Here is a 26504-nt window from a genome sequence, read left to right on the forward strand (position 1 = left end):
ATGAAATTCCCTGTCCACCGGCTTCCTTTGATCCTGGCCGTCGGCTTGTCCGCCTGCACCGTAGGACCGGATTTTATCCCCCCCAAACTCGCGCCAGCCGATCACTATACCTCTCCCGCCGAACGGGTAGAGCCGCAACCAAACATTGTCCTCGGCAAACAGATCGAATCCGAGTGGGGGAGCGTATTTTCCTATCCACCGCTCAGTGCCCTGATCCATCGCGCCCTTGAAGACAACTACGATCTGACGGCAGCCCGAGAAACTCTGGCGCAGGCAGAAGAGGCCGTCAAGGCGCAACAGGGTAGCCTGATGCCCCAAGGCTCCATGAATGCCTTGGCTGGCCGACAAAAATATGGGGTCGCATTGTTCGGCCCCTCAAATTTTGTGATTCCTCCCTTCAGTTACTATGAAGTCGGTCCATTCCTGAGTTGGAGTCCGGATTTTTTTGGCGGGGGAAAACGCAGCGTAGAACGTCAACAAGCACTGGCCACCTATCAGCATCGCCAACTCGACGCCCTGTATGTGGAACTGACCGCCAATGTAGTCACACAATCGGTCCAGATAGCCGCCACGAAAGCGGAAATTGCCACGGTCCAGCGCATATTGGACGCAGATAAAAAAACTTTGAGCCTAATTCGGTCTTCCTATCAGGCGGGGATGGCCACACCAACCGATATTCTGAATGCCCAACATCGTTTGGCGATGGACCGTGCGCTGTTGCCGCCGCTCAAACAGCAGTACAGTTCGAATCTGCACACACTTTCGGTCTTGGTGGGGAAGGCTCCTGCGGACTGGAACCCCCCCTCCCTGATTTTTGACGACCTGAAAATACCCCTATCATTGCCGGTAGCCCTGCCTTCAGAATTGCTGCGCAAACGACCGGATATTCTGGCGGCAGAAGCCAGTTTGCAGGTGGCCAGTGCATCCCTGGGCGTGGCGATGGCCAATCAATATCCCGCACTGATGCTGACGGCCAATATGCTTCAGGAAGCATTAACCCCCGCAAACTTGTTTCTAGGCGCAGGAAATGCGTGGGCATTGGCGGGAGGGGTCTCTATGCCCCTATTCAATGGCGGGATGCTCGAAGCAGAAAAACAGGGGGCCTTCCATGCGTACCAGGCATCCCTGGCGGAATATCACCAGACCGTGGTTCAAGCCTTCAGCCAGGTGGCAGATGCCTTGACCGCATTGGTCAACGACGCCGATTCCGTCAATGCGATGAAATCTGTCGTGGACACGAGCCAGTCTGCGCTGGACCTCTCCATGAAAAGTCGTGCTGCTGGCAATACCTCTGATCTGGAAATTGAAACAGCCCATCGGACACTGGCTCAGACACAATTGAAACTTGAGGAAGCGTTAACTCAGCAGTATCTCGATATCACCCGTTTATTTGTGGCCTTGGGAGGTTCCCCCCTGAGTAATAAAACCCGGTAATTCTCCAGACCGACTATAAAAACCAAAAACCAGCAGCCCGGTTCGGGGTCATTTTCTCACTCTGCCTCTTTTTTTGCGAATCCTCCAAACCGATTCCCGGCCAGATGAAAGATCCAGATGCCCAGGGACAACCCGCCAAGCAACAAAAAGGTCCTGTCTCTTCCCCATAATCCCACAGACTCCCCCGACAGAAGCTGGCTCACTGAACCGCCTGCAGAAACTACCGTTCCTGAAATTCCCTGCAGCAAGTTGAACCGCCCGGTTCCCCTTCCGAACTCGGACACAAGAACGGGGAGAAGAACCGACAGGACCCCCGTCACCATTCCGTCCAGAACCTGCCCGAGCAAAATACCTCCCATGGAAGTGGCCATAAAAAGGATCCCACCCCTCAGAGACAAAAGCACGCAAAAGGCACTCAGAAGAATCCGTGATCCAAATCGCCGGATAATGGATGGGGCCAGCAGGGAAAATGGGATCATGACCCCCTGTGTCGTAAGCACCAGAATGCCCATCACCCTTCCCGAAGAGAGGGAGGAAATTCCCGAGAGTTTCTCTCCAGCCAAAGGAAGCATGGCCGTATTCGCGATGAAAAAAAGGAAAATAAGGGAGAGAAAAAAGATCAGGGAAGGAGTAAAAAGTTGACGAATCGAACAAACTCTATCAACCCCTTCCGCTTCACGAGCCCTGAGCGGATCGATCTTGTCTCCGGGAACTCCGAGCAGGACCAATCCTGCAGCAAGAGCCGAGATTCCATAAAAAACGAAAATATTCACCGAAAGAAATTGGCTTGTCAAAAAAAGCACCGCCACTGCTCCAAAAACTGACCCGGCATGGGTTGTCCCCTGGGCTTTTCCCATCACACTGGCAAAACGCCCATTGCCAACGAGTCCCATGGCGACCGAACTCAGAACTGGAACAATCCCTGCCTGGGCAACACCGATAAGAGCCTGAGAAAAAAGAATGCGTCCAAAAGAAGGGTTAGAACCGCAAATGAGAAAACATCCTGCCGCAAACAGAGATACAAGCACAAGGAAGAACGTTTTTTTGGCCACGATCTGATCGGCCATGATCCCGGCAATTGGCTGGGCAATGAGAGTAACAAGACCGCCAAAAGCCAAAACCTCTCCCACTGCCACAGCTTTCCAGTGCTCGGACAGGAGCAAATAGACGGCCAGAAGGGGCATGATACCGGTCTGAATGTCCCCGACAAGAAAATTGGCAGAAAAGAAAGGGCCCCTTCCAGGAAAATCCCGGCCAAAAAGACTCTTCTTTGTCAGATCAAGAAAAGGGGAAAGAATCATTGGACAAGAGAGCGACAGGCTCTGTAACCCATGAATCGACACGCAATAACTCTTTTCCTCTCATCGTTCCCCCCTCTTTATACCGTATTGATAATAGTACTCGTAGCGTACCAACAATCTACCATAGACAGATGTACAATATTATTAATATGTACACTGGATAATATTAGCAATAAAATCAGTATAGATTATCGTTTTTTATAGTGTACGGTATCGCACAAACGCCGTAACTCAATGTGATTACAAAGCAAGAAACTGAGTTCCAAGGTTTCCTGGTTTCACCCAAGGGGTAGAAAATGAGCGGAAAATTAAGGAAGGAGGTCATTCCGTTCACAACGGGGGCTCATGCCTCATCGAAACGCGGATCGATACCCCACACGCGCCTTTAATCTGGCGACCTTGACAGAATTATTACAATTAATCCGCAAGCGCTACCGGTAACCACAAAAATAGAACAGGATTTTTATCCATGCAGCCAGAAATTTCTTCCCCGCGTTTTATCAGTACACTGACCAAGAATACGGTTGCATTGATTCTTGCAGGAGGGCGTGGATCCAGACTGGAACAGTTGACCGATTGGCGTGCAAAACCGGCGGTGCCGTTTGGCGGAAAACACAGGATCATTGATTTCCCGCTCTCCAACTGCATCAATTCCGGTATACGGCGGATCGGGGTCGTGACGCAGTACAAGGCGCACAATCTGATCCAGCATATCCAGAGGGGTTGGGGATTTTTAAGGGGAGAATTCAATGAGTTCGTAGAACTGCTCCCTGCCCAGCAGCGCATCCAGGAAGAATGGTACAAGGGGACGGCCGATGCGATTTTCCAGAACATCGACATCCTGTGCTCCTACGATCCCAAGTTCGTGGTGATCCTCGCTGGGGACCATATCCACAAGATGGATTATGGCAAGATGCTCGCTTTCCATGTCAACTCCAAAGCGGACATGACGATTGGTTGCTACGAGTTGCCTGTATCCGAAGTCTCCGCCTTCGGCGTGATGGTGGTCGGCGAGGGTGATCGGGTCACCATCATTCCACACCTCGTCAGTCGCTACCGCGTTTATGCGCACCGCTTCGAGGACAGCTGCGTCGGGATGGGTGACAAACCCGCCTACTGGCGCGATGTAGGGACAGTGGATGCCTATTGGGAAGCCAATATGGAATTGATCAAGGTGGTTCCTGACCTCAATCTATATGACAAGACCTGGCGATCCGGACCCATCAGGAACAGCTTCCTCCTGCAAAATTTATTTTCGATGACGAGGATCGACGCGGTATTGCAATCGATTCCATGGTTTCCGGCGGGTGCATCATCAGCGGTGCAATGATTCATCACTCCCTGCTTTTTTCCGATGTCAGGGTCAATAACTACACAAAAATTACCGATTCTGTGATCCTGCCGAAGGTTGAAATCGGACGCTATGTCAAGCTGAACAAAGTAATCATCGACAAGCAGTGTGTTATTCCAGACGGTCTGGAGGCGAGGTTTGACCCGGTCAAAGATGCAAAGCAGTTCCATGTCACAGAAAAAGGGGTAACGCTGATAACACCAGATATGCTTGGACAGCATATCCATATGAGCAACCAGAATTCTGGCAAGTCTTTCAGTTCAATTACACACAGAGATACGGGCCAAAAAAAAGCACGGTCCGTGGGGACTGTGCTTTTTTTGGTGTTTCTTCTGTGAAGCAGAAGGAACGGGTAGGGTGTCTGGCGGTGACCTACTTTCGCATGGGTAATCCACACTATCATCGGCGCTGTCTCGTTTCACGTCCCTGTTCGGGATGGGAAGGGGTGGGTCCAAGACGCTATGGCCGCCAAACAAAAAACGCGTCGGCACGCACAAACTGGATTGAAGTAAAGTTACTGGATTGATTGTTTTCACGAACTCGCAGATGCCTGCGATTATAGGATCAAGCCTCACGGTCAATTAGTATCGGTTAGCTTAACGCATTACTGCGCTTCCACACCCGACCTATCAACGTCCTGGTCTCGAACGAACCTTTAGGAGGGTCAAGCCCTCAGGGAAGTCTTATCTTGAGGCAAGTTTCCCGCTTAGATGCTTTCAGCGGTTATCTCTTCCGAACATAGCTACCCGGCAATACGACTGGCGTCATAACCGGTACACCAGAGGTTCGTCCACTCCGGTCCTCTCGTACTAGGAGCAGCCCCCCTCAAACTTCCAACGCCCACTGCAGATAGGGACCAAACTGTCTCACGACGTTTTAAACCCAGCTCACGTACCACTTTAAATGGCGAACAGCCATACCCTTGGGACCGGCTACAGCCCCAGGATGTGATGAGCCGACATCGAGGTGCCAAACTCCCCCGTCGATATGAACTCTTGGGAGGAATCAGCCTGTTATCCCCAGCGTACCTTTTATCCGTTGAGCGATGGCCCTTCCATTCAGAACCACCGGATCACTATGACCTGCTTTCGCATCTGCTCGACTTGTCAGTCTCGCAGTTAAGCATCCTTATGCCATTGCACTATCAGTACGATGTCCGACCGTACCTAGGATACCTTCGCACTCCTCCGTTACTCTTTGGGAGGAGACCGCCCCAGTCAAACTGCCTACCATACACGGTCCCCGATCCAGATCATGGACCTAGGTTAGAACCTCAATGACATCAGGGTGGTATTTCAAGGTTGGCTCCGGTACACCTGGCGGCATACCCTCACAGCCTCCCACCTATCCTACACAAATCCCATCAAAGTCCAATGTAAAGCTACAGTAAAGGTGCATGGGGTCTTTCCGTCTAGCAGCGGGTAGATTGCATCTTCACAAACACTTCAACTTCGCTGAGTCTCGGGTGGAGACAGTGTGGCCATCGTTACGCCATTCGTGCGGGTCGGAACTTACCCGACAAGGAATTTCGCTACCTTAGGACCGTTATAGTTACGGCCGCCGTTTACCGGGGCTTCGATCAAGAGCTTGCACCCCATCACTTAACCTTCCGGCACCGGGCAGGCGTCACACCCTATACGTCCACTTTCGTGTTTGCAGAGTGCTGTGTTTTTATTAAACAGTCGCAGCCACCATTTCACTGCAACCCCTTTTTGCTCCGGTCGTAAAGACCTTCACATTATTGGGGCGCACCTTCTCCCGAAGTTACGGTGCTAATTTGCCGAGTTCCTTCACCCGAGTTCTCTCAAGCGCCTTAGAATTCTCATCCTGCCCACCTGTGTCGGTTTGCGGTACGGTCTCGATTCAACTATCGCTTAGAGGCTTTTCTTGGAAGCAGGGTATCAACTACTTCAGACCCGTAGGTCCTCGTCATCACGCCTCAGCATTGACACTCCGGATTTGCCTAGAGCATCTGCCTACACGCTTAAACCGGGACTTCCAACACCCGGCTAGCCTAACCTTCTCCGTCCCCCCTTCGCATTGAATCAAGGTATCGGAATATTCACCGATTTCCCATCAGCTACGCTTCTCAGCCTCGCCTTAGGGGCCGACTCACCCTGCGTCGATGAACGTTGCGCAGGAAACCTTGGGCTTTTCGGCGAGCGGGCCTTTCACCCGCTTTATCGCTACTCATGTCAGCATTCGCACTTCTGATACCTCCAGCAAGGTTCACACCTCACCTTCAACGGCCTACAGAACGCTCTCCTACCATATCCTTTCGGATATCCCTAGCTTCGGTGCATGGTTTGAGCCCCGTTACATCTTCCGCGCAGAACGACTCGATCAGTGAGCTATTACGCTTTCTTTAAAGGATGGCTGCTTCTAAGCCAACTTCCTGACTGTCTTCGCCTTCCCACCTCGTTTTCCACTTAACCATGTCTTGGGGACCTTAGCTGAGGGTCTGGGTTGTTTCCCTTTCGACACCGGACGTTAGCACCCGATGTCTGTCTCCCACGCTCGCACTTTCCGGTATTCGGAGTTTGCCTTGGGTTGGTAGATCTAAACGACCCCCTAGCCAAAACAGTGCTCTACCCCCAGAAGTGATACGTGAGGCACTACCTAAATAGTTTTCGGAGAGAACCAGCTATTTCCAGATTTGTTAAGCCTTTCACCCCTATCCACAGCTCATCCCCTAGTTTTTCAACACTAGTGGGTTCGGTCCTCCAGCAGGTGTTACCCTACCTTCAACCTGGCCATGAATAGCTCATCTGGTTTCGGGTCTACACCCCGCGACTGAACGCCCTGTTCAGACTCGCTTTCGCTTCGCCTCCCCTATTCGGTTAAGCTCGCCACGGAATGTAAGTCGCTGACCCATTATACAAAAGGTACGCAGTCACCCCAGATCTAATGACCCTCAAAATTAATCCAGATCCTCTAGCCTTTTAAAGACCAAAAATCCATGAAGATCATCAATATTTCATCTTCTAATAGTCTTTTGGCTCACTTCGCTCGCCCAAAGACCCGAAGATCATTAAATCTGGGGCTCCTACTGTTTGTATGCATGTGGTTTCAGGATCTATTTCACTCCCCTCCCGGGGTTCTTTTCGCCTTTCCCTCACGGTACTAGTTCACTATCGGTCGATTACGAGTATTTAGCCTTGGAGGATGGTCCCCCCATCTTCAAACAGGATTTCACGTGTCCCGCCCTACTTATCGCAACCTCAGTCTCACCACTCACCTTTCGCGTACGGGGCTCTCACCCTCTATGGCAGACCTTTCCAGGCCTTTCCGCTAAATCAATGGCTATCTGTTGCAGGCTCTTCCCAGTTCGCTCGCCACTACTACGGGAATCTCGGTTGATTTCTTTTCCTCTGCCTACTTAGATGTTTCAGTTCGGCAGGTTCGCTCCTCATACCCTATGTATTCAGGTATGGGTACCCTCGCGGGTGGGTTTCCCCATTCGGACATTTTCGGATCAAAGCTCGTTTGCCAGCTCCCCGAAACTTTTCGCAGGCTACCACGTCCTTCATCGCCTGTAATCGCCAAGGCATCCACCACATGCACTTATTCACTTGATCCTATAACCTCAAGCACCTCACATCCCTACCTCGTAAAGTACCAAATGCTATAAGCTCGTGTTTATCTCACCTCCCTCTCTCAAAGAAGGTGTCAATACAATCTAACCCAGTATCTGACCACTACGCTTTCTTGAAATTAAACCAGTCTCGCGACCAGCCCTCTCCCCTTCGTAGCAGTCAAATCCTTTACTTCATCCAGTTTGTTAAAGAACGTAGAATGCCCACAGATTGGTGGGTCTGGGTGGATTTGAACCACCGACCCCACGCTTATCAAGCGTGTGCTCTAACCAACTGAGCTACAGACCCGCGTTGGCATTCATACTACCGATAGGTGTGGGTACTAACTAAGGGATCTTAAAGGAGGTGATCCAGCCGCAGGTTCCCCTACGGCTACCTTGTTACGACTTCACCCCAGTCATGAATCATACCGTGGTAAGCGCCCCCCTTGCGGTTAGACTGCCTACTTCTGGTATCACCCACTCCCATGGTGTGACGGGCGGTGTGTACAAGACCCGGGAACGTATTCACCGCGACATGCTGATCCGCGATTACTAGCGATTCCGACTTCATGCTCTCGAGTTGCAGAGAACAATCCGGACTACGACCGGCTTTCTGAGATTGGCTCCCCCTCGCGGGTTGGCATCCCTCTGTACCGGCCATTGTATGACGTGTGAAGCCCTACCCATAAGGGCCATGAGGACTTGACGTCATCCCCACCTTCCTCCGGTTTATCACCAGCAGTCCTATTAAAGTGCCCAACTTAATGATGGCAATTAATAGCAAGGGTTGCGCTCGTTGCGGGACTTAACCCAACATCTCACGACACGAGCTGACGACAGCCATGCAGCACCTGTGTTACGGTTCCCTTTCAGGCACATCCACCTCTCAGCAGACTTCCGTACATGTCAAGGGTAGGTAAGGTTTTTCGCGTTGCATCGAATTAATCCACATCATCCACCGCTTGTGCGGGTCCCCGTCAATTCCTTTGAGTTTTAATCTTGCGACCGTACTCCCCAGGCGGTCAACTTCTCGCGTTAGCTTCGTTACTGAACAATCAAGTTGCCCAACAACCAGTTGACATCGTTTAGGGCGTGGACTACCAGGGTATCTAATCCTGTTTGCTCCCCACGCTTTCGTGCATGAGCGTCAGTCTTATCCCAGGGGGCTGCCTTCGCCATTGGTATTCCTCCACATCTCTACGCATTTCACTGCTACACGTGGAATTCTACCCCCCTCTGACAGACTCTAGCTTGCCAGTTTCAAACGCAGTTCCCAAGTTAAGCTCGGGGCTTTCACATCTGACTTAACAAACCACCTGCGCACGCTTTACGCCCAGTAATTCCGATTAACGCTCGCACCCTACGTATTACCGCGGCTGCTGGCACGTAGTTAGCCGGTGCTTCTTCTTGAGGTACCGTCATCAATCCAGGTTATTCGCCTGAACCTTTTCTTCCCTCACGAAAGAGCTTTACAACCCGAAGGCCTTCTTCACTCACGCGGCATGGCTGGATCAGGGTTTCCCCCATTGTCCAAAATTCCCCACTGCTGCCTCCCGTAGGAGTCTGGGCCGTGTCTCAGTCCCAGTGTGGCTGATCATCCTCTCAGACCAGCTACCGATCGTCGCCTTGGTAAGCCTTTACCTCACCAACTAGCTAATCGGACATCGGCCGCTCCTTCAGCGCGAGGCCTTTCGGTCCCCCGCTTTCCTCCTCAGAGCTTATGCGGTATTAGCACAACTTTCGCTGCGTTATCCCCCACTCAAGGATACGTTCCGATGCATTACTCACCCGTTCGCCACTCGCCACCAGGGTTGCCCCCGTGCTGCCGTTCGACTTGCATGTGTAAAGCATGCCGCCAGCGTTCAATCTGAGCCAGGATCAAACTCTTCAGTTCAAATCCTCTTTTGTAACAGCACATCTCTGCACCATCACCCCACTCAAAGTAACCTAACGGTTATTTCTTCGTGAGCACTACAATTTATTACTCCCTTGTAGTACCCACACCTATCGGTATCAAATTTTTAATGAACAATCTCTTTCTGGTTGCGGGGGTAGGATTTGAACCTACGACCTTCGGGTTATGAGCCCGACGAGCTGCCAGACTGCTCCACCCCGCGTCCGTCTTGAGTAGAGTTCGCTACTTTACAGATTGTTTTCGGGTCTGTCAAATTCTTTGCGCCATCCTGTCTCAGAACCTTCTTGAAAAATCGCTTCGAAAACGTTTTAACCATTTGAAAATAATTGCTAATATTATTTTTTCATTTTTTTGAAAAATCGAAAGAGTTGGTCAATATTGCAAAATCGCTACCCGAAAGCCACTGGTCACCAACGTAGGCATAGGTGGGGTATCTGCCGTGAGAACAGTCACAGACTCGAATTAATGGAGTTGCGCACTACCACGGCGCACAAAAGCACTATGTCCCTTGGCTTCACGTTAAACGGCTTGATGCCATAAAGCACACAGGTGTATCATGAAAGGCATGAAACCCGTGAACTGGAATACAAAGAAAAACATTCTTCTCAAGGCAGAACGCGGTGTTTCCTTTGAAGAAGTTCTATCAGCCATGTCGCATGGTGGCCTTCTTGATATTCGAGACCACCCGAATAAAGAGCAGTATCCGAATCAACGTCTTCTTGTGGTTCGTATTCGCAACTATGCCTATTTGGTGCCGTTTGTGGAAAACGGAAGCGAGGTCTTCCTGAAAACGATCATTCCGAGCAGGAAGGCTACCCGTCTTTATTTAACTGAGGAAAGTTCAAATGGATAAAGAAAATTTACTTGAAGAAGAAATTCTTGCTTCCTTTGAAAGGGGAGAGTGGCAATCCGCCCCCAATCTGAATGAAGAAATTGCGCACTTTTCCGCTATGGCATCGGCATCACTTACCAAGAATAAACGCGTAAATATTCGCATTTCTTCCCGTGATCTCGAAGATATTCAAGCAAAGGCCGCTGAAGAAGCCATTCCTTACCAAACGCTAATGTCCAGTGTACTTCACAAATTTGTCACTGGTCGGCTTGTAGAGATCGCACCTGGTCTAACCCGACCATCAACTCGTACGCGCGGAAAAGTTGTGCGCGCCGGTTAGTTCCGTTCGGGGAATATTTTGTTCAGCGAGTCAGGACCAGGCGCGGCACTGCATCCGTACCCGCCCATAACAGCGCATTCTGACCGTAGGCCTGACCCAGGGCCAAAACTTTTTCACGGGGCCAGTCAAGAACCAGAAGACAGGGTTCTCCTGAGCACCCCCCGTCCGGATCTTCTCCCACTCCCTGGAATATCCGATATCCCTGCGCACGGATCTCCTGTTCCAGACGCGCCTGAGCCCCCTGGTTTTCTGCTTCGGTACGGGGTTCGCTGGCCGGATTATAAGCACTGACAAACACGGCGCTGCGCGCACCGTGTCGCTCCATCAATGCACCGAGCATGGAAGAAGGCTCATCAATATGCATCACAAAACCCCTTCCCTCCTCCTCCGTCACCCGGTAATCACTGCTTCGATAAATCGCCAGAAGTTCCGGAGAGATGGTGGTCGTCGACTCAGTGATGCTCATGGTCTCCCCCCTCTCTCCAGCGCCCACGGTCACCCTCGCGCCAGCGCTCTCCTTCTGGATGACCTTCACGCATCCAGGGTCCACCCTCCCGATGCCAGAACTCGGGGTGCAAACGATAATAGGGAACAAAGGCACCGAGATACCAGGAATTCCTGACGAAATAGACCGGTCGCCCACAGGCGGCATACTGAACACAAAAATTAGGCCAATGACGCCACACCCGGGGAGGAACGCGCAAATAAAGGGGCGGAGGCGGTGCAACGCCATAGGGTGTCGGGGCAACCCAGACCGGTTGAGGGGAAATCAATTGAGGGGCCGGGCCAGGTCCCACGACAACGGGACCGTAATACCCTGGTTCGCCCAACTCGAAAGCAGATGCCGGCGTACTGATCCACAGGGTTCCCCAGAGAATCCCGGCCACCTGTATGGCCTGTTTGATAGGCTGTCTCATGATCATCCATATATTAAGTCAAGGTTTTTCGATTCTACAACATCCCTTGATTGAAAGTATCCATTGGGATCCGTTCCGCGCCCGCTCTGAGGATACTCTCCTGAAAAAACATTTCATTATTTCAACTTGTGTTGTATGATTGAATCATGGAACAAAAGACAGCCACCAAGATTTTCGAGTCACTCTCTTCCGGCCTGCGTCTGGACGTGTATCGACTGCTCGTCAAAAAAGGCAGGGAAGGCATGGTCGCGGGCGAAATCGCTTCAACACTCCACATTCCTCCCACCAATCTGTCCTTCCATCTCAAGGCGCTGACACAGGCAGGACTACTCACCGTGGCGCAAGAGGGACGATTTCAGCGCTACCAGGCCAATATCCCACTGATGCTGGACCTGATTGCCTATCTGACCGAAGAGTGTTGTGCCGGCCATCCCGAGCAATGTCTGCCCCAGTGCGCTGCTCCCCCTTCTTCCGTTCTTTTCTTCAACGCTCGCGAGTTCTGACCGATGAATGTTCTCTTCCTCTGTACGGGCAACTCCTGCCGCTCGATCCTAGCCGAAGCCACCTTCAACCACCTGGCCCCCGCCGGTTGGAAAGCCATGAGCGCTGGCAGCCGGCCCACCGGACAAATCCACCCACGCTCCTTGGCTTTACTCGCCCGTCTGGGCATCTCTGCTGCGGGGTATCACAGCAAGTCATGGAACGATCTACCGACCCCACCGGATATCGTGATCACCGTATGTTCCAGCGCCGCAGGAGAAACCTGTCCGGCTTACCTCGGCCCTGTGCTGCGCACCCACTGGGGCGTTGAAGACCCTGCCCACGCAACCGGAAGCGATGAAGAAATCGACGCTGCATTTATGACGGCCTACCGCATTTTACGTTTGCGCATCGAAACATTTTTGGCGTTACCGTTGGCTGAACTGCAACGGGACAAGACGAAACTCAAGGCCGAACTTGACCGCATCGGTACCTTGATCCCCTGACTTTCTTCTCAACTTCAAGAATCTGTTTCAACAGCAACCGCCGCCGCCTCATGAACTCATTTAAAACCACTTCCGAGAGGAAACCCCATGACCAAGATTCATATTTTTGATCCAGTTCTGTGTTGCAGCACGGGCGTTTGTGGTGTTCAAGTCGATCAAGCACTGGTGACTTTCGCCGCAGACGTGGACTGGGCCATAAAGAACGGCGCACAGATCGAGCGCATGAATCTTGCTCAGCAACCCCTTGCTTTTGCTGAAAACGCCACCGTCAAAGCCTTCCTGGAACGCTCGGGTCCCGAAGCTTTGCCCCTGATTCTGGTGGCCGGTGAGGTGGCTTTGGCAGGTCGCTACCCCACCCGGATCGAGTTGGCACGCTGGGCAGGCATCGCCAAAACCCTCCCCCCAAAAATTGACGTCGCTTGCTGTTCCGACAGTGGCTGCTGCTGAACCCGGGAATAGCCATGCAGTTCCTTGACCGTCCACCACGCTTCCTTTTCTTTACAGGAAAAGGCGGAGTGGGCAAGACTTCGATGGCCTGCGCCACCGCCCTCCAACTGGCCACCGAAGGAAAATCCATACTGCTGGTGAGCACGGACCCCGCCTCGAACGTGGGACAGGTATTCGGAGTCAGCATCGGCCACCGTATCACAACCATTCCTGCGGTCCCCAATCTGGCCGCACTCGAAATTGATCCGCTGGCAGCGGCCCAGACTTTCCGGGAACGCATCCTCGGTCCGGTACGTGGTGTGTTGCCCGAACCAGTGCTGAATGCCATCGCGGAACAACTTTCGGGGGCCTGTACCACAGAAATTGCCGCATTTGATGAGTTCACTGCACTGCTGGTGGACTCTGCCATGACCGCCGATTATGAACACATCGTTTTCGATACGGCTCCCACCGGCCATACCCTGCGTTTGCTTCAACTGCCTGGGGCATGGAGTCGTTTCCTCGAAACGGGGAAGGGCGATGCATCCTGCCTGGGGCCCTTGGCCGGACTGGAAAAACAACGCACGGAATACCAGGCCGTCGTCAGAGCGTTGACTGATCCCGCACGCACGCGCCTGGTTCTGGTAACCCGTGCACAACGTGCCTCGCTACGCGAGGCTGCACGCACCTCCGAAGAACTGTTTTCCCTCGGGTTGTCCCAACAGTACCTCGTCATCAACGGGCTGCTCCCCTCTCCCCCCCTTCCCTGCGATGAACTGGCTGCAGCCATCCATCGGCGAGAACAAGCGGCGCTTGCGACCCTCCCGGACATCCTCAAAGCCTTGCCACGCGCTTACGTCGAACTCAAGCCCTTCAACCTGGTGGGACTGGATGCCTTGCGGCATTTTTTCACCCACCACCCCGAGCCCGCCCCTTCGGGCGAGGTGGAATTATTTGAGTCAGGGGATACCCCCAACAACCTCTCCGACCTGATTGATCAGATATCCACTGACGGCCCTGGATTGATCCTGCTGATGGGCAAAGGCGGGGTAGGCAAAACTACGTTGGCGGCGGCGGTGGCTGTGGGGTTGGCACGCAAGGGGTTGTCCGTTCATTTGACCACCTCTGACCCTGCCGCCCATCTGACTCACACGCTGGAAGAATCGCTGGCCCATCTGACCGTCAGTCGCATCGACCCCACCGAAGAAAAGGAACGCCATCGAAAGCATGTAATGGACACTCAGGGTGCCCAACTCGATGCTGAAGGTCGTGCCCTGCTGGAAGAGGACTTGCGTTCTCCCTGCACTGAAGAAATTGCCGTATTCCAGGCCTTCTCCCGGATCATCGGAGAAGCAGATAAGCGATTTGTGGTCATGGATACTGCCCCCACAGGCCACACACTACTGTTGCTGGATGCAACCGGTGCCTATCACCGCGAAGTCACTCGGCAAGGGAGGAATACCGGCCATCACGTCACGACGCCGATGATGCAATTGCAAAACCCGAAGCAAACAAAGGTACTGCTGGTGACCTGGGCAGAAACCACACCTGTGCTGGAAACTGCCAACTTGCAAGCCGACCTGCGCCGTGCAGGCATCGAACCGTGGGCCTGGATAGTCAACCAAAGCATTGCTGCAGCACACCCGCGCGCGCACCTGCTGCGGCAACGCGCACATAACGAGTTAGGTGAAATTCATGCCGTCTCCACCCAACATGCCCGGCGCTACGCCCTCGTTCCGCTCATGAAACATGAACCGGTGGGCGTGAATTCTCTGCTGGAACTGATCAATCAGCGCATCGAAGGCTCTAAGCGGGACGACAAAGAGCCCAGAATCGAACCACTCCTACAACAGAACCCGAAATCCGGAGACCCCCTTGTCTGTTCAATGTGACGTCACACCAAAAGAATCGGCTGGCATACCCATGAATATTTTCGAACGCTATCTGACGGTGTGGGTTTTTCTCTGCATCTTTGCCGGTATTGCCCTGGGACAAATTCAGCCCAGCCTGTTCCAGGCCATCGGACGCATGGAGATGGCCCAGGTCAATCTCCCAGTAGGACTATTGATCTGGGTAATGATCATTCCCATGCTGGTCAAGGTAGACTTCGGTGCGCTGCACGAAGTCCGTCAACACGTTCGAGGCATCGGTGTGACGCTGTTCGTGAACTGGCTGGTCAAGCCTTTCTCCATGGCATTCCTTGGCTGGCTTTTTCTCCGCCACCTGTTTGCCTCCCTGTTGCCAGCCGACCAGATCGACAGTTACGTTGCCGGCTTGATCCTGCTGGCCGCTGCCCCCTGCACGGCAATGGTATTTGTCTGGAGTCGTCTAACCCAGGGAGATCCGCTCTTCACACTGTCGCAGGTTGCTTTAAACGACTGCATCATGGTTGTGGCATTTGCCCCGCTGGTGGGCTTCCTGCTTGGCATTTCCGCCATTACTGTACCGTGGGACACACTGATCACCTCGGTGGTTCTGTACATTGTAATCCCCGTGGGGTTGGCCCAGTTCTGGCGCAAGTGGCTTTTATCCAAAGGTCAGACCACCTTCGACGCGACCATGACCAGAATCGGACCTTGGTCGATAACTGCCTTGCTGGCGACCCTGGTACTTCTCTTCGCCTTTCAGGGTGAACCCATCTTGAAGCAACCGTTGGTCATTGCCCTACTGGCCGTACCCATCCTGATCCAGGTCCTCTTCAACTCGGCACTGGCCTATGGACTCAACCGGTGGGTCGGTGAGAAACACAATGTGGCGTGCCCCTCTGCCTTGATCGGTGCCTCCAATTTTTTCGAACTGGCCGTTGCCGCTGCCATCAGTTTGTTTGGCTTTCATTCAGGCGCGGCATTGGCCACCGTGATCGGGGTGCTGATTGAAGTACCGGTGATGCTGCTGGTGGTACGCGTGGTCAATGCAACCAAGCCATGGTATGAACGTCATGCCTGATGACCTATTAACGATCAAAAAGGAAGAATTTCCGTCAAACCCGTACCAAAGAATCGGGAAGTTTGTTGGGGCGTCTGTACGATACAGAACAGACTGCCCTTGAGTTTCACCCCAGACTTGACATTTATCTGGGAGTTTTTTGCTCCGGCAACTTGCAGATTTTTACTCATGCTTGGAGAGCCCTACCTGTGCCTCCTGTTGATCATTCCCTTTCAACCAATCGTCTACTGGAAGGCTTACCCCACGGAAGCCGAGAACAACTGCTGTCTGGGTGCGAATTAGTTGATCTGCCCTTTGGTGAGATCTTGGCCGAACCGGGAAGCCGTATTCGCCACATTTACTTCCCCACCCACAGTTTCATTTCTCTGATCGCACGAACCGATGACCATGTGCTGGAAACGGGATTGATCGGAGACGAAGGCATGTTTGGAATTTCCCTGGCACTGGGCGTGGATCTCTGTTCCCTGCGAGTTTTGGTACAAGGCGCAGGTCCGGCTTTGCGCATGCAGGCTTCATCATTCATTCGAGAACTCGATCAGAATATTGCCTTGCAACGAGCATTGAAATACTACATCTTCGTGGTGATCAGCCAACTCACGCAAACTGTAATCTGCAACCACTTCCACAGGATAGAAACGCGCCTTGCCCGATGGCTCCTGATGATGCAGGACAGGGCCCACTCGGACGAATTTCATGTCACGCACGAGTTTCTGGCTTATGTGCTGGGTGTACGCCGAGCGGGTGTCACCAAAGCAGCCACTTCCCTGCAACTGAATCAGTTGATTCGCTACAAACGGGGAGACATCACGATTCTTGACCGGATTGGTCTGGAGAACTCTTCCTGCAACTGTTATGAAACTGACAAAACGACTTACGACCGTATCATGGTATAGAACGAAGAATTGGCAAGCACAGAGAAGAGGATGGAGTGATCCTGATCAAGGATGGAGAGTTCATGAGTCGTTCGTTTGGTTGGTTTGAGATACCTTCCGGTGGATAAAAGCTCGAAAGATTCCCTGCCGGATATGCCCGTCGAATCCGAACGCGATCAGATCAGCCAGAATATCGAGGCCATTCTGAAGTTCTACACGCGAGAAGATCAAAAGATCAGTCACTCGCAACGGGTCCTAGAACGTATCAGTCTATTCATCGGACAACCCGTTTTTGTGGGAGCTATTCTGCTTTTTGTTGTGCTCTGGACAATTTCCAATATTGTATTGCACCAACTTGGCTTGACGGCATTTGATCCGCCTCCATTTTTCTGGCTGCAAGGAATCGTTGGTCTGGGCGCATTGCTTATCATGACCGTGGTGCTGACCAAGCAGAACCGACTGGCCAAACTCGAGGAACAGCGTGCCCATCTGGACTTGAAAGTGACGCTATTGACCGAACAGAAGGCGGCTAAGTTGATAGACCTGCTGGAAGAGTTGAGACGCGACCTACCGAATGTCAAAAATCGCCATGATCCCGAAGCGGTTGCGCTGCAGCAGTCCATGAGTCCGGATTTGGTGCTCGCCGCACTGGATGAAGGCGGAAACTCTGAGGAACGCTTGAAGCAGAGCACAGAAACCCAAGAGGACATGAGCAGCAGCCAGCAAACACCCTGACCGGGTTCCCGTCAGCGCCCTCTGTACGATACTGTACATAATGAATCGGATAGTTCATACTGGTCTTGGAATTAGACCATCCATAGAGTGTCGACAGATTTCTTTGATTCTGTCGGTGTACAGGGGGAGTGCGCATGTCATCTCTACCAGACCCTCGCCAGAATCATCTTCTTGCCGCCTTGCCGGAGGAAGACTACGCGTACTTCTCACCCTTTCTGGAAGGGGTGCAGATGCCACTTGGCGAGGTGCTCTACGAGTCCGGAATGCAGATGCGCCACGTATATTTTCCAGTCGATTCCATCGTGTCCCTGCTCTATGTCATGGAAGACGGTTCATCGGCAGAAATCGCCGTAGTGGGCAACGAAGGTATCGTCGGCGTCTCTCTTTTCATGGGAGGTGAAACCACCCCCAGCCGGGCAGTGGTGCAAAGTGCCGGCAATGCCTACCGACTGAAGGGTCAGTTTCTTAAAAACGAGTTTTTCCGCGCGGGTCCGATGCAGCATCTGTTGCTGCGCTACACTCAGGCCTTGCTGACGCAGATGGCACAAACCGCGGTATGCAACCGGCATCACACCCTGGATCAGCAGTTCTGCCGATGGCTCCTGCTGAGCCTCGATCGTTTGCCCTCCAACGAACTGATCATGACCCAGGAACTGATCGCCGCCATGCTCGGGGTACGTCGCGAAGGCGTCACGGAGGCCGCCGGAAATGTGCAGAAAGCGGGCTTGATCAAGTACAGTCGGGGCCACATTACCATTCTTGACCGGGTAGGTCTGGAGAAGCGGGTCTGCGAATGTTACGCAGTGGTCAAGAAAGAGTTCGATCGCCTGCTCCCCAAGTAGTTTCTACCCACAGCCGGTCTTTACTTGAACACTTGTCCGCGCATTCCCCTTCCTTGGCGAGTTCCACGCCAAGCTTGCGCCAGGAGGGGGTTAGCGGACGGTTTGTTTTTGTAAAAGTCTGCAAAAACAGCATATAAGTCAATTTATTTACGTTTTGACTAAGTATTTTCCAATTCAGGTATGAGCCTGAAGCAGTGACGGACTTGGTGATTTGATAGTGCGGGTTGGTCGGGTTTAAAAGTTAAGTTTAATGGAATTATGCTAATCGGTTTTGAGTTTATTTTCTAATGATTTTAGCCTCAAGAATTGGTGCTTTTTCGGTGTCGTTTTCCGATCAGTTACGCCCGGCGTTTTTGTTTTTGAAAGCTTGCAAATAATTCACTCTTGGCGCGTTGCATTTCCTGTGCCGCCGCCAAGTCTGTTTTGGACTTCGCCTGCGCCTGCAATGCGTCCAGAGTGATGCCCTCTTTGAGCGTGACTAAATCCTTCACACTTAACAGCACCAAGCATTCCAGCGGGGTCTTCACATCCTCGTCTTTATAGCGTTTGATGATCTTGCCCTTGGGGCTGATGATCTCGGTCGCAAACATGCACGGGCGGTGAAAATTGAGCCATGGATTAAACGTTTCCTGATAGAACGCATTGATGGGTTGAGCGTACTTTTGGGGGATATGTTCGAAGCCCATGTGCTTGCGCACCACACTGGCATTCTTGCTCTCGGCCAGCGCGTTATCGTTGCTGTGGCGCGAGCGTGATTTGGTTTGCTCGATCCGCAGTTTCTCAAGGATCGCAGCCACCGGGCCATTGATGTACTCAGAGCCGTTGTCCGAGTGGAACCCTCTAATTACAAAAAGGAAACTGTTCGATGACCAGTTCCAGTACGGGTAACAAAAAATGCCTCGCTAATACCCTGCACGCACGCCTCGACTTGCCATTGGCTCACAGAGTCAACGCAGGTGATGTGATACACGCCCTTGATGCCGTCAAGATCGCCCTGGTGGACGGTGTCGATACGCACAAAACCGACTCTCCCGTTGGGGCGTGGCACTTTGCGTACACCGATGTGATTGCACACCGGATTAGTCTTGGCGAAAACTACCCGCAAGGCTTGATAGCCCGTGCTTTTTGCGCAGGTTGTACAGGTGCGAAACCGACAGGCCGACCAGCCGCTCATAGCGCGCGTCGCCATAGACGCCGTAAGCGCGCTGCAAGAGGTGCGCAATGGCCGGGCCGCACACGTCTTCATTGGCCTTGTCCATCTCGGCGAGCAGCGCGATATCGATAGCCGTGTATTTGCGCGCAAAGGGGGCAGCAGGCGCACGGTAGCGTTTGGACAGGGGTACGGTAGCCAAACGGTTTGTGTGCCACTGGGTGACCAAGCGGGTGACTTGCGCGCGGCTGTAGCCGCTGGTGACTTGCAGGTACTTCAGCAGCACACCTTTCTCTCGCTTACCCTGCCCGGGATAGTCAAAGCGCTTGAGCACGCGGCTGATGTGTTCATAGCGTTCGCTGTCGTCACCAGACTTGGTGAATTCAACCTGGAGGCAGCCACTGAGAAATTGCTCAATCTGCTCAATCGTGCAAAGCCGTGTTTCGTTCATGTTGATCATCATCCTTGCAATGATCAACCCACTTCTTCAATCGACCTCAGATTATTCGCTTCAGGCTCATTCCTCGTTGGAAATACAGCCATCCTTCAGACTCATACCACATTGGATAAGCAGGGTGAATTTGCCCTCCTGTAAACGGCAACTAAAACCAGCTGGTTACCATGTAGGGCTGGACATTGCCGAAGACTTCCGGTATAAATCACCGAATGGAACCAACGAACCTCGCCAGCAAAGTGCTATCAGAGATCCAGGTACGCCCTGTGGAACGGGGCGAGGAGACGCGCTATCAAGAGCAGATGGTGCGCCACCATTACCTTGGAGGACTACCGAAGATCGGTGAAACGGTGTGGTACGTTGCGACTTGGCGGGAAGAATGGGTAGCGCAACTGAGTATATCGGCGGCGGCGCTGAAATGCGGCGTTCGTGACCGGTGGATCGGCTGGGACTTTCGCTCGCAGTATGGACGGCTCAAACTGATCGCCAACAATAGTCGCTTCTTGATTCTTCCCGACTGGCACCGGCCGAATATTGGCTCACGCGTTCTGTCGCTGACCGAACGCCGGGTCGTCACTGATTGGCAGACGCGCTTTGGTCATCCGTTACTGCTGCTGGAGACCTTTGTCGATCCCGGCGCTTCCATGGTGGCGTGTATCGCGCAGCCAACTGGATCGAGTTGGGACTGACCCAGGGATATCGACGTACCCGAGAAGGCTACAGCGCGGAAGCCGATGCCCCCAAGCGGGTCTTTGTTCGCCCCCTGTGTCGCAATCCTCAGGGGCAATTGACCCATCCCAACCGAGCACACCTTCAACTCACAGGAGCCCCCAAGATCATGCTCAATGCCGAACAGATGCGCATGCTGCCGCAGTGTTTCACGATGGTTTCCGATCCGCGCCGCGCTCATGGGATACGTCATCGCCTGCCTGTCGTACTGGGCATTGCGGCGGGAGCAACGCTGTGCGGCATGCGCGGCTATAAAGCCATCTCTGATTGGGCCGATGCCTTGGGACAGAAAGCCCGCGAGCGGTTCGGTTGTCGGCGTGAGAAGGGAAGTTATGTCGTCCCTAGTGAATTCGTCATTCGCGACTGCCTGGTTCGCATCGAACCGGACGCGCTGGATCGGGCACTCAATGCCTGGAACGCGGCGTGGGGGAAGAAAGACGATGCGTTGGCACTCGATGGCAAGACCATGAAGAATGCCATTGACGAGGCGGGACATCAGGCTCATATCATGAGCGTTGTCGGGCATCAATCCAAAATCTGTCACGCCCAAAAAAAGTCGGTACCTTGCCCGTAAAGGGCAGTGATGAGCAGAAGCGCACGAACGAAATCGGCATGGCGATTCCGTTGCTCGACACCTGTGACCTCGCAGGTGTCGATATCACGGGCGACGCTCTGCTGACCCAGCGCGCACTGGCAAACTATATCGTTGAGCAGCAGGCGCATTATCACTTCACCGCCAAGGGCAACCAACCCGGGCTGCAACGCGATATCGCGTTGCTGTTCGAGAAGCGCGGGCCCGCCGACTTCGTCGAGATGAGTTCTGCCGATCATGGTCGCATCGAGACGCGGCGTATTTGGTGCAGCACGGCGCTCAATGCCTACCTCGATTTCCCCCATGTTGGTCAGGTTTTTCTGATCGAGCGTGAATCCATCCGGAAAAAAACCGGGGATTATTCGCGTGAAATTGCACTGGGGTTGACGAGCCGCACTCCGCAAGAAGCCTCACCGCAACGGGTGCTGGCCGTCAACCGAGGGCATTGGAGCATCGAAAGCGTTCATTACATCATCGACTGGAACTATGATGAGGATCGCAGCCGTATCCATACCGGTTTTGGCCCGGAAAACATTTCCCGTCTGCGCCGCTTCGCGGTCGGGATACTCAAGTCATTCCAGAAACCCAATCAATCCATCGCCGAGTTGATGCGCAAACTCAGCTTCCGCACACGCCTCGTCTTCGACTACCTGCGGATGACAAACAATTCGGCAACTGTGTCGCTCAGAAATTGAGAACAAATTTACCGTGATTGGATAAGGCTGACTATTGCATAATAATCAAAGTTCTGGTATAATTTCACGATGCAGATCGGCAATCGTTTTCGTTGTTACCCCACTCCTGCGCAGGAACAAACCTTGTTGCAGTGGATCGGCTGTCAGCGAAACATCTATAACGCCAAAGTACGCGAAGATCGGTATTTCCGGTGCTTTGCGCGCAAATCGCTGCAACACGTCGGTCAGTATGCGCCCATTGACCAGAAGTACGGACAATTCAAAACCGAACTTACGCCGTATCTGGACGAAGTGCCTAGTGTCGTACTGCGGAATGGTGCAGTGCTGTGGAAGCAGGCGTATGGTCGTTATTTCTCCAATCTTGGAGGACGCCCAACTATCCATAAAAGGCACAGCAAGCAATCGGTATGGCTCACTTCGGAAGTCTTCAAGTTCGTGCCGGTCGCAGAAGGTTACGAACTTCATGTAGGAATCAAGAAATTCCCGGTTGGGGTGTTGGCATTCAAAGCCCATCGAGACTACAAGATTCCTGCTTCGCTACACATCAGCATTCATGCCAGGCGCTGGTACGTTTCGTTTAACTACGATGACGGGATTCAAGAACCTTCTGACAAAGAAATAGCTAATTGGCTGATTCAGTTTGATGAAGCCGAGTTGCGCAAGATGACTGCAGGGCTGGATCGAGGCGTCAACTTGCCGTTGGCTGGAAGTGACGGACAGAAATTCGGGTTTTCAAAAGTTCAGGACAAGCGTCTACTCGCCCAGGAACGCCACAAGAAGCGCTGGCAGCGCCGCTAGGACCGACGAACCCGAATACTCATCAGGTTGGTTCAAGGCGAAGCATAAGGCGGCGCGTTACCAGCGGTACGGCGTTGACGTGCGCAGGGATGTGGCGCACAAGACCAGTCATACCCTGGCTTGCGATCCTCTTTACAAACTCTACGTATTCGAAGCCCTTAAAATCAAGAACATGACTCAAAGGGCAAAAGCCAAAAAGGATGCTCAGGGCCGATGGATGCGTAACGGAGCGGCTGCGAAGTCTGGGCTCAACAAATCCGTTTTAGCCTCTACCTGGGGGCAGACAAAAATGTATTTGCAGTACAAGGCCCGTCGTCAGGGCAAATTGGTTCTCGAAGTACCACCGTTTTATTCTTCGCAGGAATGTGCCGCATGCGGCCACGTTCACCAGGACAACCGGGTATCGCAATCCGAATTTGTCTGCCTAAGCTGCGGAAACACCGACCATGCCGATCATAATGCCGCAAAAGTCATTGCCATGCGTGGCGTCAAGTTGTTGAAATCGGGTGAGTATGTCGAAAAGAAGAAAAAGCGGTGCAAGATCACAAGAAGTACGCAATGTGCCCCCGCAAGGGGCGAGGTAGGGGCGGAAGGCTCTCGAACCGACTGCGAGAAATCGCAGTCTACGCTAAGTGAGACCTCGGTAAGTCATAGAAGTGGAAACACTTCCGCGCGCTGGTCGTTGATCTTGGAAACCCCCACTACAAGACCTTTAGGGCTTTAGCGGTGGGAGAACTTCATGAACCGAATTGCCGTTCAAAGCAGGCAAACTGCCAGGCAGTTGCGCTCAGGTCCAACAGTCTGTTAAGCCCCCCCCTGTTCGGCATCGCACAGAACATATCAACCGGTCAGGACACCATACAAGGTTCAGGTCTGCCTCTTTGCTTGTTACCAGTGATCGCGCTCACTCCGGACCATTGAACCCAATGGCTACCTTCCAGTGCTCGTCATTACCGCCCAACCGGATCACAAACTGCGCGCCTTAAAAGCCGGAGCGAAGGATTTCATCAGCAAGCCATTTGACCTTGCCGACGTCCTGGCACGCGTCAATAACATGCTGGAAGTGCGCCTGTTACACGTGGAAGCAAAGAACTACAGCAAAACACTGGAACAAAAGATTCAGGAAGTGGAGGCAAGCCGCGCATTGATCCATCGTCAAAGTGACGAGGTCAAGCGCCTCTACGATGAAATCGTGGCGGAGCAAAAGCGGTCAATCGAGTTGAGCCTCCAACCTGGCGCCATGGTGGGTGTCGAAAAGGAGGAGCGCACCGCCACACGCTGGGTCCGGAGCCTGAGGCTCCGTCACCCCTGGCTCCAGATCAACCTGCTCACGGCCTTCGCCGCCGCCGCTGTGGTGGGCCACTTCCAGGAAACCATCAGCCGGTTGCTGATCCTCACCATGTTCCTGCCAGTGCTGGCCGACCAGGCGTGCAACACCGGCAGCCAAGCTTTGGCCATCACCTTACGGGGGATTGCTCTGGGCGATCTGGAATCGGGCAAGGAAAGAGCGCTGGTCAGGAAAGAGGCTCTGCTCGGTTTGCTGAATGGTGCGCTCGTTGGACTGGTAGCGGCAACGGGCATGTATGGAGTTGCCACCACCCAACATTTGCAGAGTGCCCCCATGCTCAGTTCAGTCGTCTTCTTGGCCATGATCGGCAGTTGTTTCATCAGCGGTATCTGTGGTGCCGTCGTACCTCTCATCCTGAAACGACTCGGTGCCGACCCCGCCACTGCTTCAAGTATTTTTCTGACCACCGCCACAAACATAGTGAGCATGGGGATGCTATTGGGACTGGCGACAGTTCTGGTAAAGTGACAGGGAAAGTGAAGACCGTGGAGTTTTAATCTCACTCCATCAGATGCTGGCGGATCGACAACAATTCTTGCCGCCGCTTTTCGTCGGTCTTTGGGTAACTCATTTCAAGCGCCTTGAAGGTATCGAGAATGATCCGCGAAATAATCAGCCGAGCATTTTCCTTATCATCGGCAGGGACCACATACCACGGTGCAATCTTTGTACTTGTTGCGCTCAAGCACGCCTCATAAGCATGCATGTATTGTTTCCAGAATTTTCTCTCTTCAATGTCGGCAAGGCTGAATTTCCAGTTTTTTTCTGGGTCATCGATGCGATCGATAAAGCGTTTCCTCTGCTCTTCCTCCGAAAGATGAAGGAAAAACTTGATGATCCGTGTACCGTTACGATGGAGATGGCTCTCCAAATCCACGATGGAATGATATCGCTCCTGCCAGAGGGTTTCCTCGTCGGTTAACCCATCGGGTAGCCCCTGACTGCGAAGAATCTCCGGGTGTACGCGAACGATCAACACCTCTTCGTAATAAGATCGGTTGAAAATACCGATGCGACCCCGTTCAGGCAAGCACTGGGAAGTACGCCACAGAAAGTCGTGCTCCAGTTCCGCAGCACTGGGATGCTTGAAACTGAACACTTGACACCCTTGGGGATTGACACCGGACATGACATGGCGGATGGCGCCATCCTTGCCCGCAGCGTCCATCGCCTGAAAAATCAGCAACACCGCATAGCGATTGGATGCATAGAGGAGCTGTTGCCGCCTGCTCAGTTCCTCCACCTGTTCTCCAAGAAGCTTTTGGTACTGATCCTTCGACGAATAAACGGGTTTCACCTGCGTTGGCCACTTCTTGAGGTCAACCTTTTCGCCCTCCCCTATCTGGTAATCCCTTATCTTGATTTTCATCTTCATCCCTTAATGAGCGCGTCAGTGGCTTAGGGCTTAGTTAGATAGAGTAGTTCATATTTTTTCGTCGGCTCCTAACGTGGGGCAATATTGCCATTGGAATCGGAGAAAATGATTTCCACGCGCCGATTCAATTGACGACCCGCAGCGGCATCGTTGCTGGCAACTGGGTACGCTTTACCGTATCCATGGGTAGTGACGCGGTCACTGCTGATTCCCTCTTCGAGCAGGGCTGCCCGTACAGCATTGGCACGTCGCTCGGACAGTTCCTGATTATAACTGTCGCTGCCGGTACTGTCCGTATAGCCTTCAACCAATACCTTGTACTTCGGATATTGGTTGAGAAAACCGGCCAGTTTTTGCACATTGTGCTTGCCGCCGGAAGACACCTGCGCCTTGTCAGTACTGAACAATAAATCGCCGAGTGTCACCACCATGCCGCGTTTGGTTTCCTTGGCATTCAACTCCTTGAGTTGTTCTGTCTGTTGAGCAATAAGGACTTGATCACGATCAGCTTCAGCTGTTCTTGCCGCCAACTGGGCCTTTTCGCGTTGAGCAGTGGCGTTTCTAACTGCCAGTTCATCCGCTTTCCGTTTGGCGGTTTCCAACGCAATTTCCGTTTTCCGTTTGGCTATGTAAGCCAGGTGATCCACCGTGGAAGAACTTTCCCCTGTGCTCAAGGCATTGTCCGCCTTGGTCAGGGACTCGCTGGCATCCTTCAATTCAGCCGGCGCCAAACTGGTGACCTGAGGGTTGGCTCGCGCACGTTCATAACTGCTCTGTGCTTCCGAGAGATTTGAATTTTGCGACATTGAACTACAACCAGAAAGAATCGTGGCGGCGGCAATCAAGGTCAGCGGGAAATATCGGTTTTTTTGCATGATGAACTCCATGG

Annotated in this window: 25 protein-coding genes, 2 tRNA genes, 3 rRNA genes and 1 pseudogene; 18 read left to right on the forward strand and 13 right to left on the reverse strand. The window is 52.9% G+C overall.

The window, feature by feature from the left end:
* Window positions 1–1434 (forward strand): efflux transporter outer membrane subunit, encoded by a 1434-nt coding sequence (locus HO274_RS04330; RefSeq protein WP_273121719.1) that lies wholly within the window; start codon window positions 1–3, stop codon window positions 1432–1434.
* A 56-nt stretch (window positions 1435–1490) separates the two neighbouring features.
* Here HO274_RS04330 and HO274_RS04335 read toward each other — a convergent pair whose 3' ends face one another.
* On the reverse strand, window positions 1491–2735 hold the full coding sequence (locus HO274_RS04335; protein WP_273122273.1) for an MFS transporter: 1245 nt from the start codon (window positions 2733–2735) through the stop codon (window positions 1491–1493).
* Between the two features lie 469 nt (window positions 2736–3204).
* Here HO274_RS04335 and HO274_RS04340 point away from each other — a divergent pair.
* Window positions 3205–4424 (forward strand): annotated as a pseudogene (locus tag HO274_RS04340) (glucose-1-phosphate adenylyltransferase).
* Window positions 4425–4445: 21 nt separating this feature from the next.
* On the opposite strand, the gene rrf reads toward HO274_RS04340, so the two are convergent.
* From rrf to HO274_RS04370, 5 genes are all read right to left on the reverse strand, one after another.
* Window positions 4446–4559 (reverse strand): 5S ribosomal RNA (rrf, locus tag HO274_RS04350).
* 87 nt (window positions 4560–4646) lie between these two features.
* Window positions 4647–7664: ribosomal RNA gene (locus HO274_RS04355) — 23S ribosomal RNA — on the reverse strand.
* A gap of 229 nt (window positions 7665–7893) precedes the next feature.
* A tRNA-Ile gene (locus HO274_RS04360) sits at window positions 7894–7970 on the reverse strand.
* A gap of 50 nt (window positions 7971–8020) precedes the next feature.
* Window positions 8021–9557, reverse strand: a 16S ribosomal RNA gene (locus HO274_RS04365).
* Together the 16S, 23S and 5S rRNA genes with 2 tRNA genes alongside form the textbook arrangement of a ribosomal RNA operon.
* Before the next feature lie 146 nt (window positions 9558–9703).
* A tRNA-Met gene (locus HO274_RS04370) sits at window positions 9704–9780 on the reverse strand.
* A gap of 363 nt (window positions 9781–10143) precedes the next feature.
* Here HO274_RS04370 and HO274_RS04375 point away from each other — a divergent pair.
* Window positions 10144–10431, forward strand: coding sequence for a BrnT family toxin (locus HO274_RS04375; RefSeq protein WP_420537389.1), 288 nt, complete (start codon window positions 10144–10146; stop codon window positions 10429–10431).
* Complete coding sequence (locus tag HO274_RS04380; RefSeq protein WP_273121727.1) at window positions 10424–10750, forward strand: hypothetical protein; 327 nt, start codon at window positions 10424–10426, stop codon at window positions 10748–10750. Before HO274_RS04375 ends, HO274_RS04380 begins: the two co-directional genes overlap by 8 nt.
* A gap of 22 nt (window positions 10751–10772) precedes the next feature.
* On the opposite strand, the gene HO274_RS04385 is transcribed toward HO274_RS04380, so the two are convergent.
* Together HO274_RS04385 and HO274_RS04390 are read right to left on the reverse strand one after the other, a co-directional pair.
* Window positions 10773–11216: a DUF3293 domain-containing protein gene (locus tag HO274_RS04385; RefSeq protein WP_273121729.1), complete on the reverse strand. Its 444-nt coding sequence runs from the start codon at window positions 11214–11216 to the stop codon at window positions 10773–10775.
* A complete protein-coding gene (locus HO274_RS04390) occupies window positions 11203–11667 on the reverse strand; it encodes a hypothetical protein (protein WP_273121731.1) in 465 nt (154 codons plus the stop codon). The genes HO274_RS04385 and HO274_RS04390 overlap by 14 nt, the downstream gene beginning before the upstream one ends.
* 146 nt (window positions 11668–11813) lie before the next feature.
* Here HO274_RS04390 and HO274_RS04395 point away from each other — a divergent pair, with 146 nt between their 5' ends.
* From HO274_RS04395 to arsB, 5 genes are all read left to right on the forward strand, one after another.
* Window positions 11814–12170: an ArsR/SmtB family transcription factor gene (locus HO274_RS04395; RefSeq protein ID WP_273121733.1), complete on the forward strand. Its 357-nt coding sequence runs from the start codon at window positions 11814–11816 to the stop codon at window positions 12168–12170.
* A gap of 3 nt (window positions 12171–12173) precedes the next feature.
* Window positions 12174–12653, forward strand: a complete 480-nt coding sequence (locus HO274_RS04400) for an arsenate reductase ArsC (protein ID WP_273121735.1) — start codon at window positions 12174–12176, stop codon at window positions 12651–12653.
* A gap of 87 nt (window positions 12654–12740) precedes the next feature.
* Window positions 12741–13100 carry an arsenite efflux transporter metallochaperone ArsD gene (gene arsD, locus HO274_RS04405; RefSeq protein WP_273121737.1) on the forward strand — a complete coding sequence of 120 codons (360 nt, stop codon included), beginning with the start codon at window positions 12741–12743 and terminating at the stop codon, window positions 13098–13100.
* Between the two features lie 14 nt (window positions 13101–13114).
* Window positions 13115–14971, forward strand: coding sequence for an arsenical pump-driving ATPase (gene arsA, locus HO274_RS04410; RefSeq protein ID WP_273121739.1), 1857 nt, complete (start codon window positions 13115–13117; stop codon window positions 14969–14971).
* 31 nt (window positions 14972–15002) lie between these two features.
* Window positions 15003–16025, forward strand: coding sequence for an ACR3 family arsenite efflux transporter (gene arsB, locus HO274_RS04415; protein ID WP_273121741.1), 1023 nt, complete (start codon window positions 15003–15005; stop codon window positions 16023–16025).
* A gap of 14 nt (window positions 16026–16039) precedes the next feature.
* Here the strand turns inward: arsB and HO274_RS04420 are convergent, their stop codons facing one another.
* Entirely contained in the window at window positions 16040–16195 is a 156-nt protein-coding gene (locus HO274_RS04420; protein ID WP_273121743.1) for a hypothetical protein, read from the reverse strand.
* An 18-nt stretch (window positions 16196–16213) separates the two neighbouring features.
* On the opposite strand from HO274_RS04420, the gene HO274_RS04425 reads away from it, so the two are divergent.
* The 3 genes from HO274_RS04425 to HO274_RS04435 all read left to right on the forward strand — a co-directional run bounded on the left by HO274_RS04425 (window position 16214) and on the right by HO274_RS04435 (window position 18474).
* Complete coding sequence (locus tag HO274_RS04425) at window positions 16214–16918, forward strand: Crp/Fnr family transcriptional regulator (RefSeq protein WP_062188478.1); 705 nt, start codon at window positions 16214–16216, stop codon at window positions 16916–16918.
* Between the two features lie 75 nt (window positions 16919–16993).
* The gene (locus HO274_RS04430; RefSeq protein WP_273121746.1) at window positions 16994–17632 is read left to right on the forward strand and encodes a DUF1003 domain-containing protein; all 639 of its coding nucleotides are present in this window, start codon (window positions 16994–16996) and stop codon (window positions 17630–17632) included.
* A 134-nt stretch (window positions 17633–17766) separates the two neighbouring features.
* Entirely contained in the window at window positions 17767–18474 is a 708-nt protein-coding gene (locus tag HO274_RS04435) for a Crp/Fnr family transcriptional regulator (RefSeq protein ID WP_273121747.1), read from the forward strand.
* 338 nt (window positions 18475–18812) lie between these two features.
* Here the strand turns inward: HO274_RS04435 and HO274_RS04440 are convergent, their stop codons facing one another.
* The gene (locus HO274_RS04440) at window positions 18813–19271 is read right to left on the reverse strand and encodes a hypothetical protein (protein WP_273121749.1); all 459 of its coding nucleotides are present in this window, start codon (window positions 19269–19271) and stop codon (window positions 18813–18815) included.
* Window positions 19272–19553: 282 nt separating this feature from the next.
* Complete coding sequence (locus tag HO274_RS04445) at window positions 19554–20075, reverse strand: hypothetical protein (RefSeq protein WP_273121751.1); 522 nt, start codon at window positions 20073–20075, stop codon at window positions 19554–19556.
* A 215-nt stretch (window positions 20076–20290) separates the two neighbouring features.
* Between HO274_RS04445 and HO274_RS04450 the strand changes: the two genes are divergently transcribed.
* The 6 genes from HO274_RS04450 to HO274_RS04475 all read left to right on the forward strand — a co-directional run bounded on the left by HO274_RS04450 (window position 20291) and on the right by HO274_RS04475 (window position 24708).
* The gene (locus HO274_RS04450; protein ID WP_337954672.1) at window positions 20291–20767 is read left to right on the forward strand and encodes a Druantia anti-phage system protein DruA; all 477 of its coding nucleotides are present in this window, start codon (window positions 20291–20293) and stop codon (window positions 20765–20767) included.
* Window positions 20731–21381, forward strand: a complete 651-nt coding sequence (locus HO274_RS13395; RefSeq protein WP_337954673.1) for a transposase family protein — start codon at window positions 20731–20733, stop codon at window positions 21379–21381. Before HO274_RS04450 ends, HO274_RS13395 begins: the two co-directional genes overlap by 37 nt.
* 38 nt (window positions 21382–21419) lie before the next feature.
* Entirely contained in the window at window positions 21420–22094 is a 675-nt protein-coding gene (locus HO274_RS04460; RefSeq protein ID WP_420537376.1) for an ISAs1 family transposase, read from the forward strand.
* A 69-nt stretch (window positions 22095–22163) separates the two neighbouring features.
* On the forward strand, window positions 22164–22892 hold the full coding sequence (locus HO274_RS04465; RefSeq protein WP_273121753.1) for a transposase: 729 nt from the start codon (window positions 22164–22166) through the stop codon (window positions 22890–22892).
* Entirely contained in the window at window positions 22804–23616 is an 813-nt protein-coding gene (locus HO274_RS04470; protein WP_273121755.1) for an RNA-guided endonuclease InsQ/TnpB family protein, read from the forward strand. The genes HO274_RS04465 and HO274_RS04470 overlap by 89 nt, the downstream gene beginning before the upstream one ends.
* 216 nt (window positions 23617–23832) lie before the next feature.
* The gene (locus HO274_RS04475) at window positions 23833–24708 is read left to right on the forward strand and encodes a magnesium transporter (RefSeq protein WP_273121757.1); all 876 of its coding nucleotides are present in this window, start codon (window positions 23833–23835) and stop codon (window positions 24706–24708) included.
* A 31-nt stretch (window positions 24709–24739) separates the two neighbouring features.
* On the opposite strand, the gene HO274_RS04480 is transcribed toward HO274_RS04475, so the two are convergent.
* A complete protein-coding gene (locus HO274_RS04480; RefSeq protein WP_031596384.1) occupies window positions 24740–25609 on the reverse strand; it encodes an ADP-polyphosphate phosphotransferase in 870 nt (289 codons plus the stop codon).
* 74 nt (window positions 25610–25683) lie between these two features.
* Complete coding sequence (locus HO274_RS04485) at window positions 25684–26490, reverse strand: OmpA family protein (protein WP_031596385.1); 807 nt, start codon at window positions 26488–26490, stop codon at window positions 25684–25686.
* Between the last annotated feature and the right edge of the window lie 14 nt (window positions 26491–26504).

The sequence above is a fragment of the Ferrovum myxofaciens genome (genome assembly GCF_013181415.1).
GTDB lineage: Bacteria > Pseudomonadota > Gammaproteobacteria > Burkholderiales > Ferrovaceae > Ferrovum > Ferrovum myxofaciens.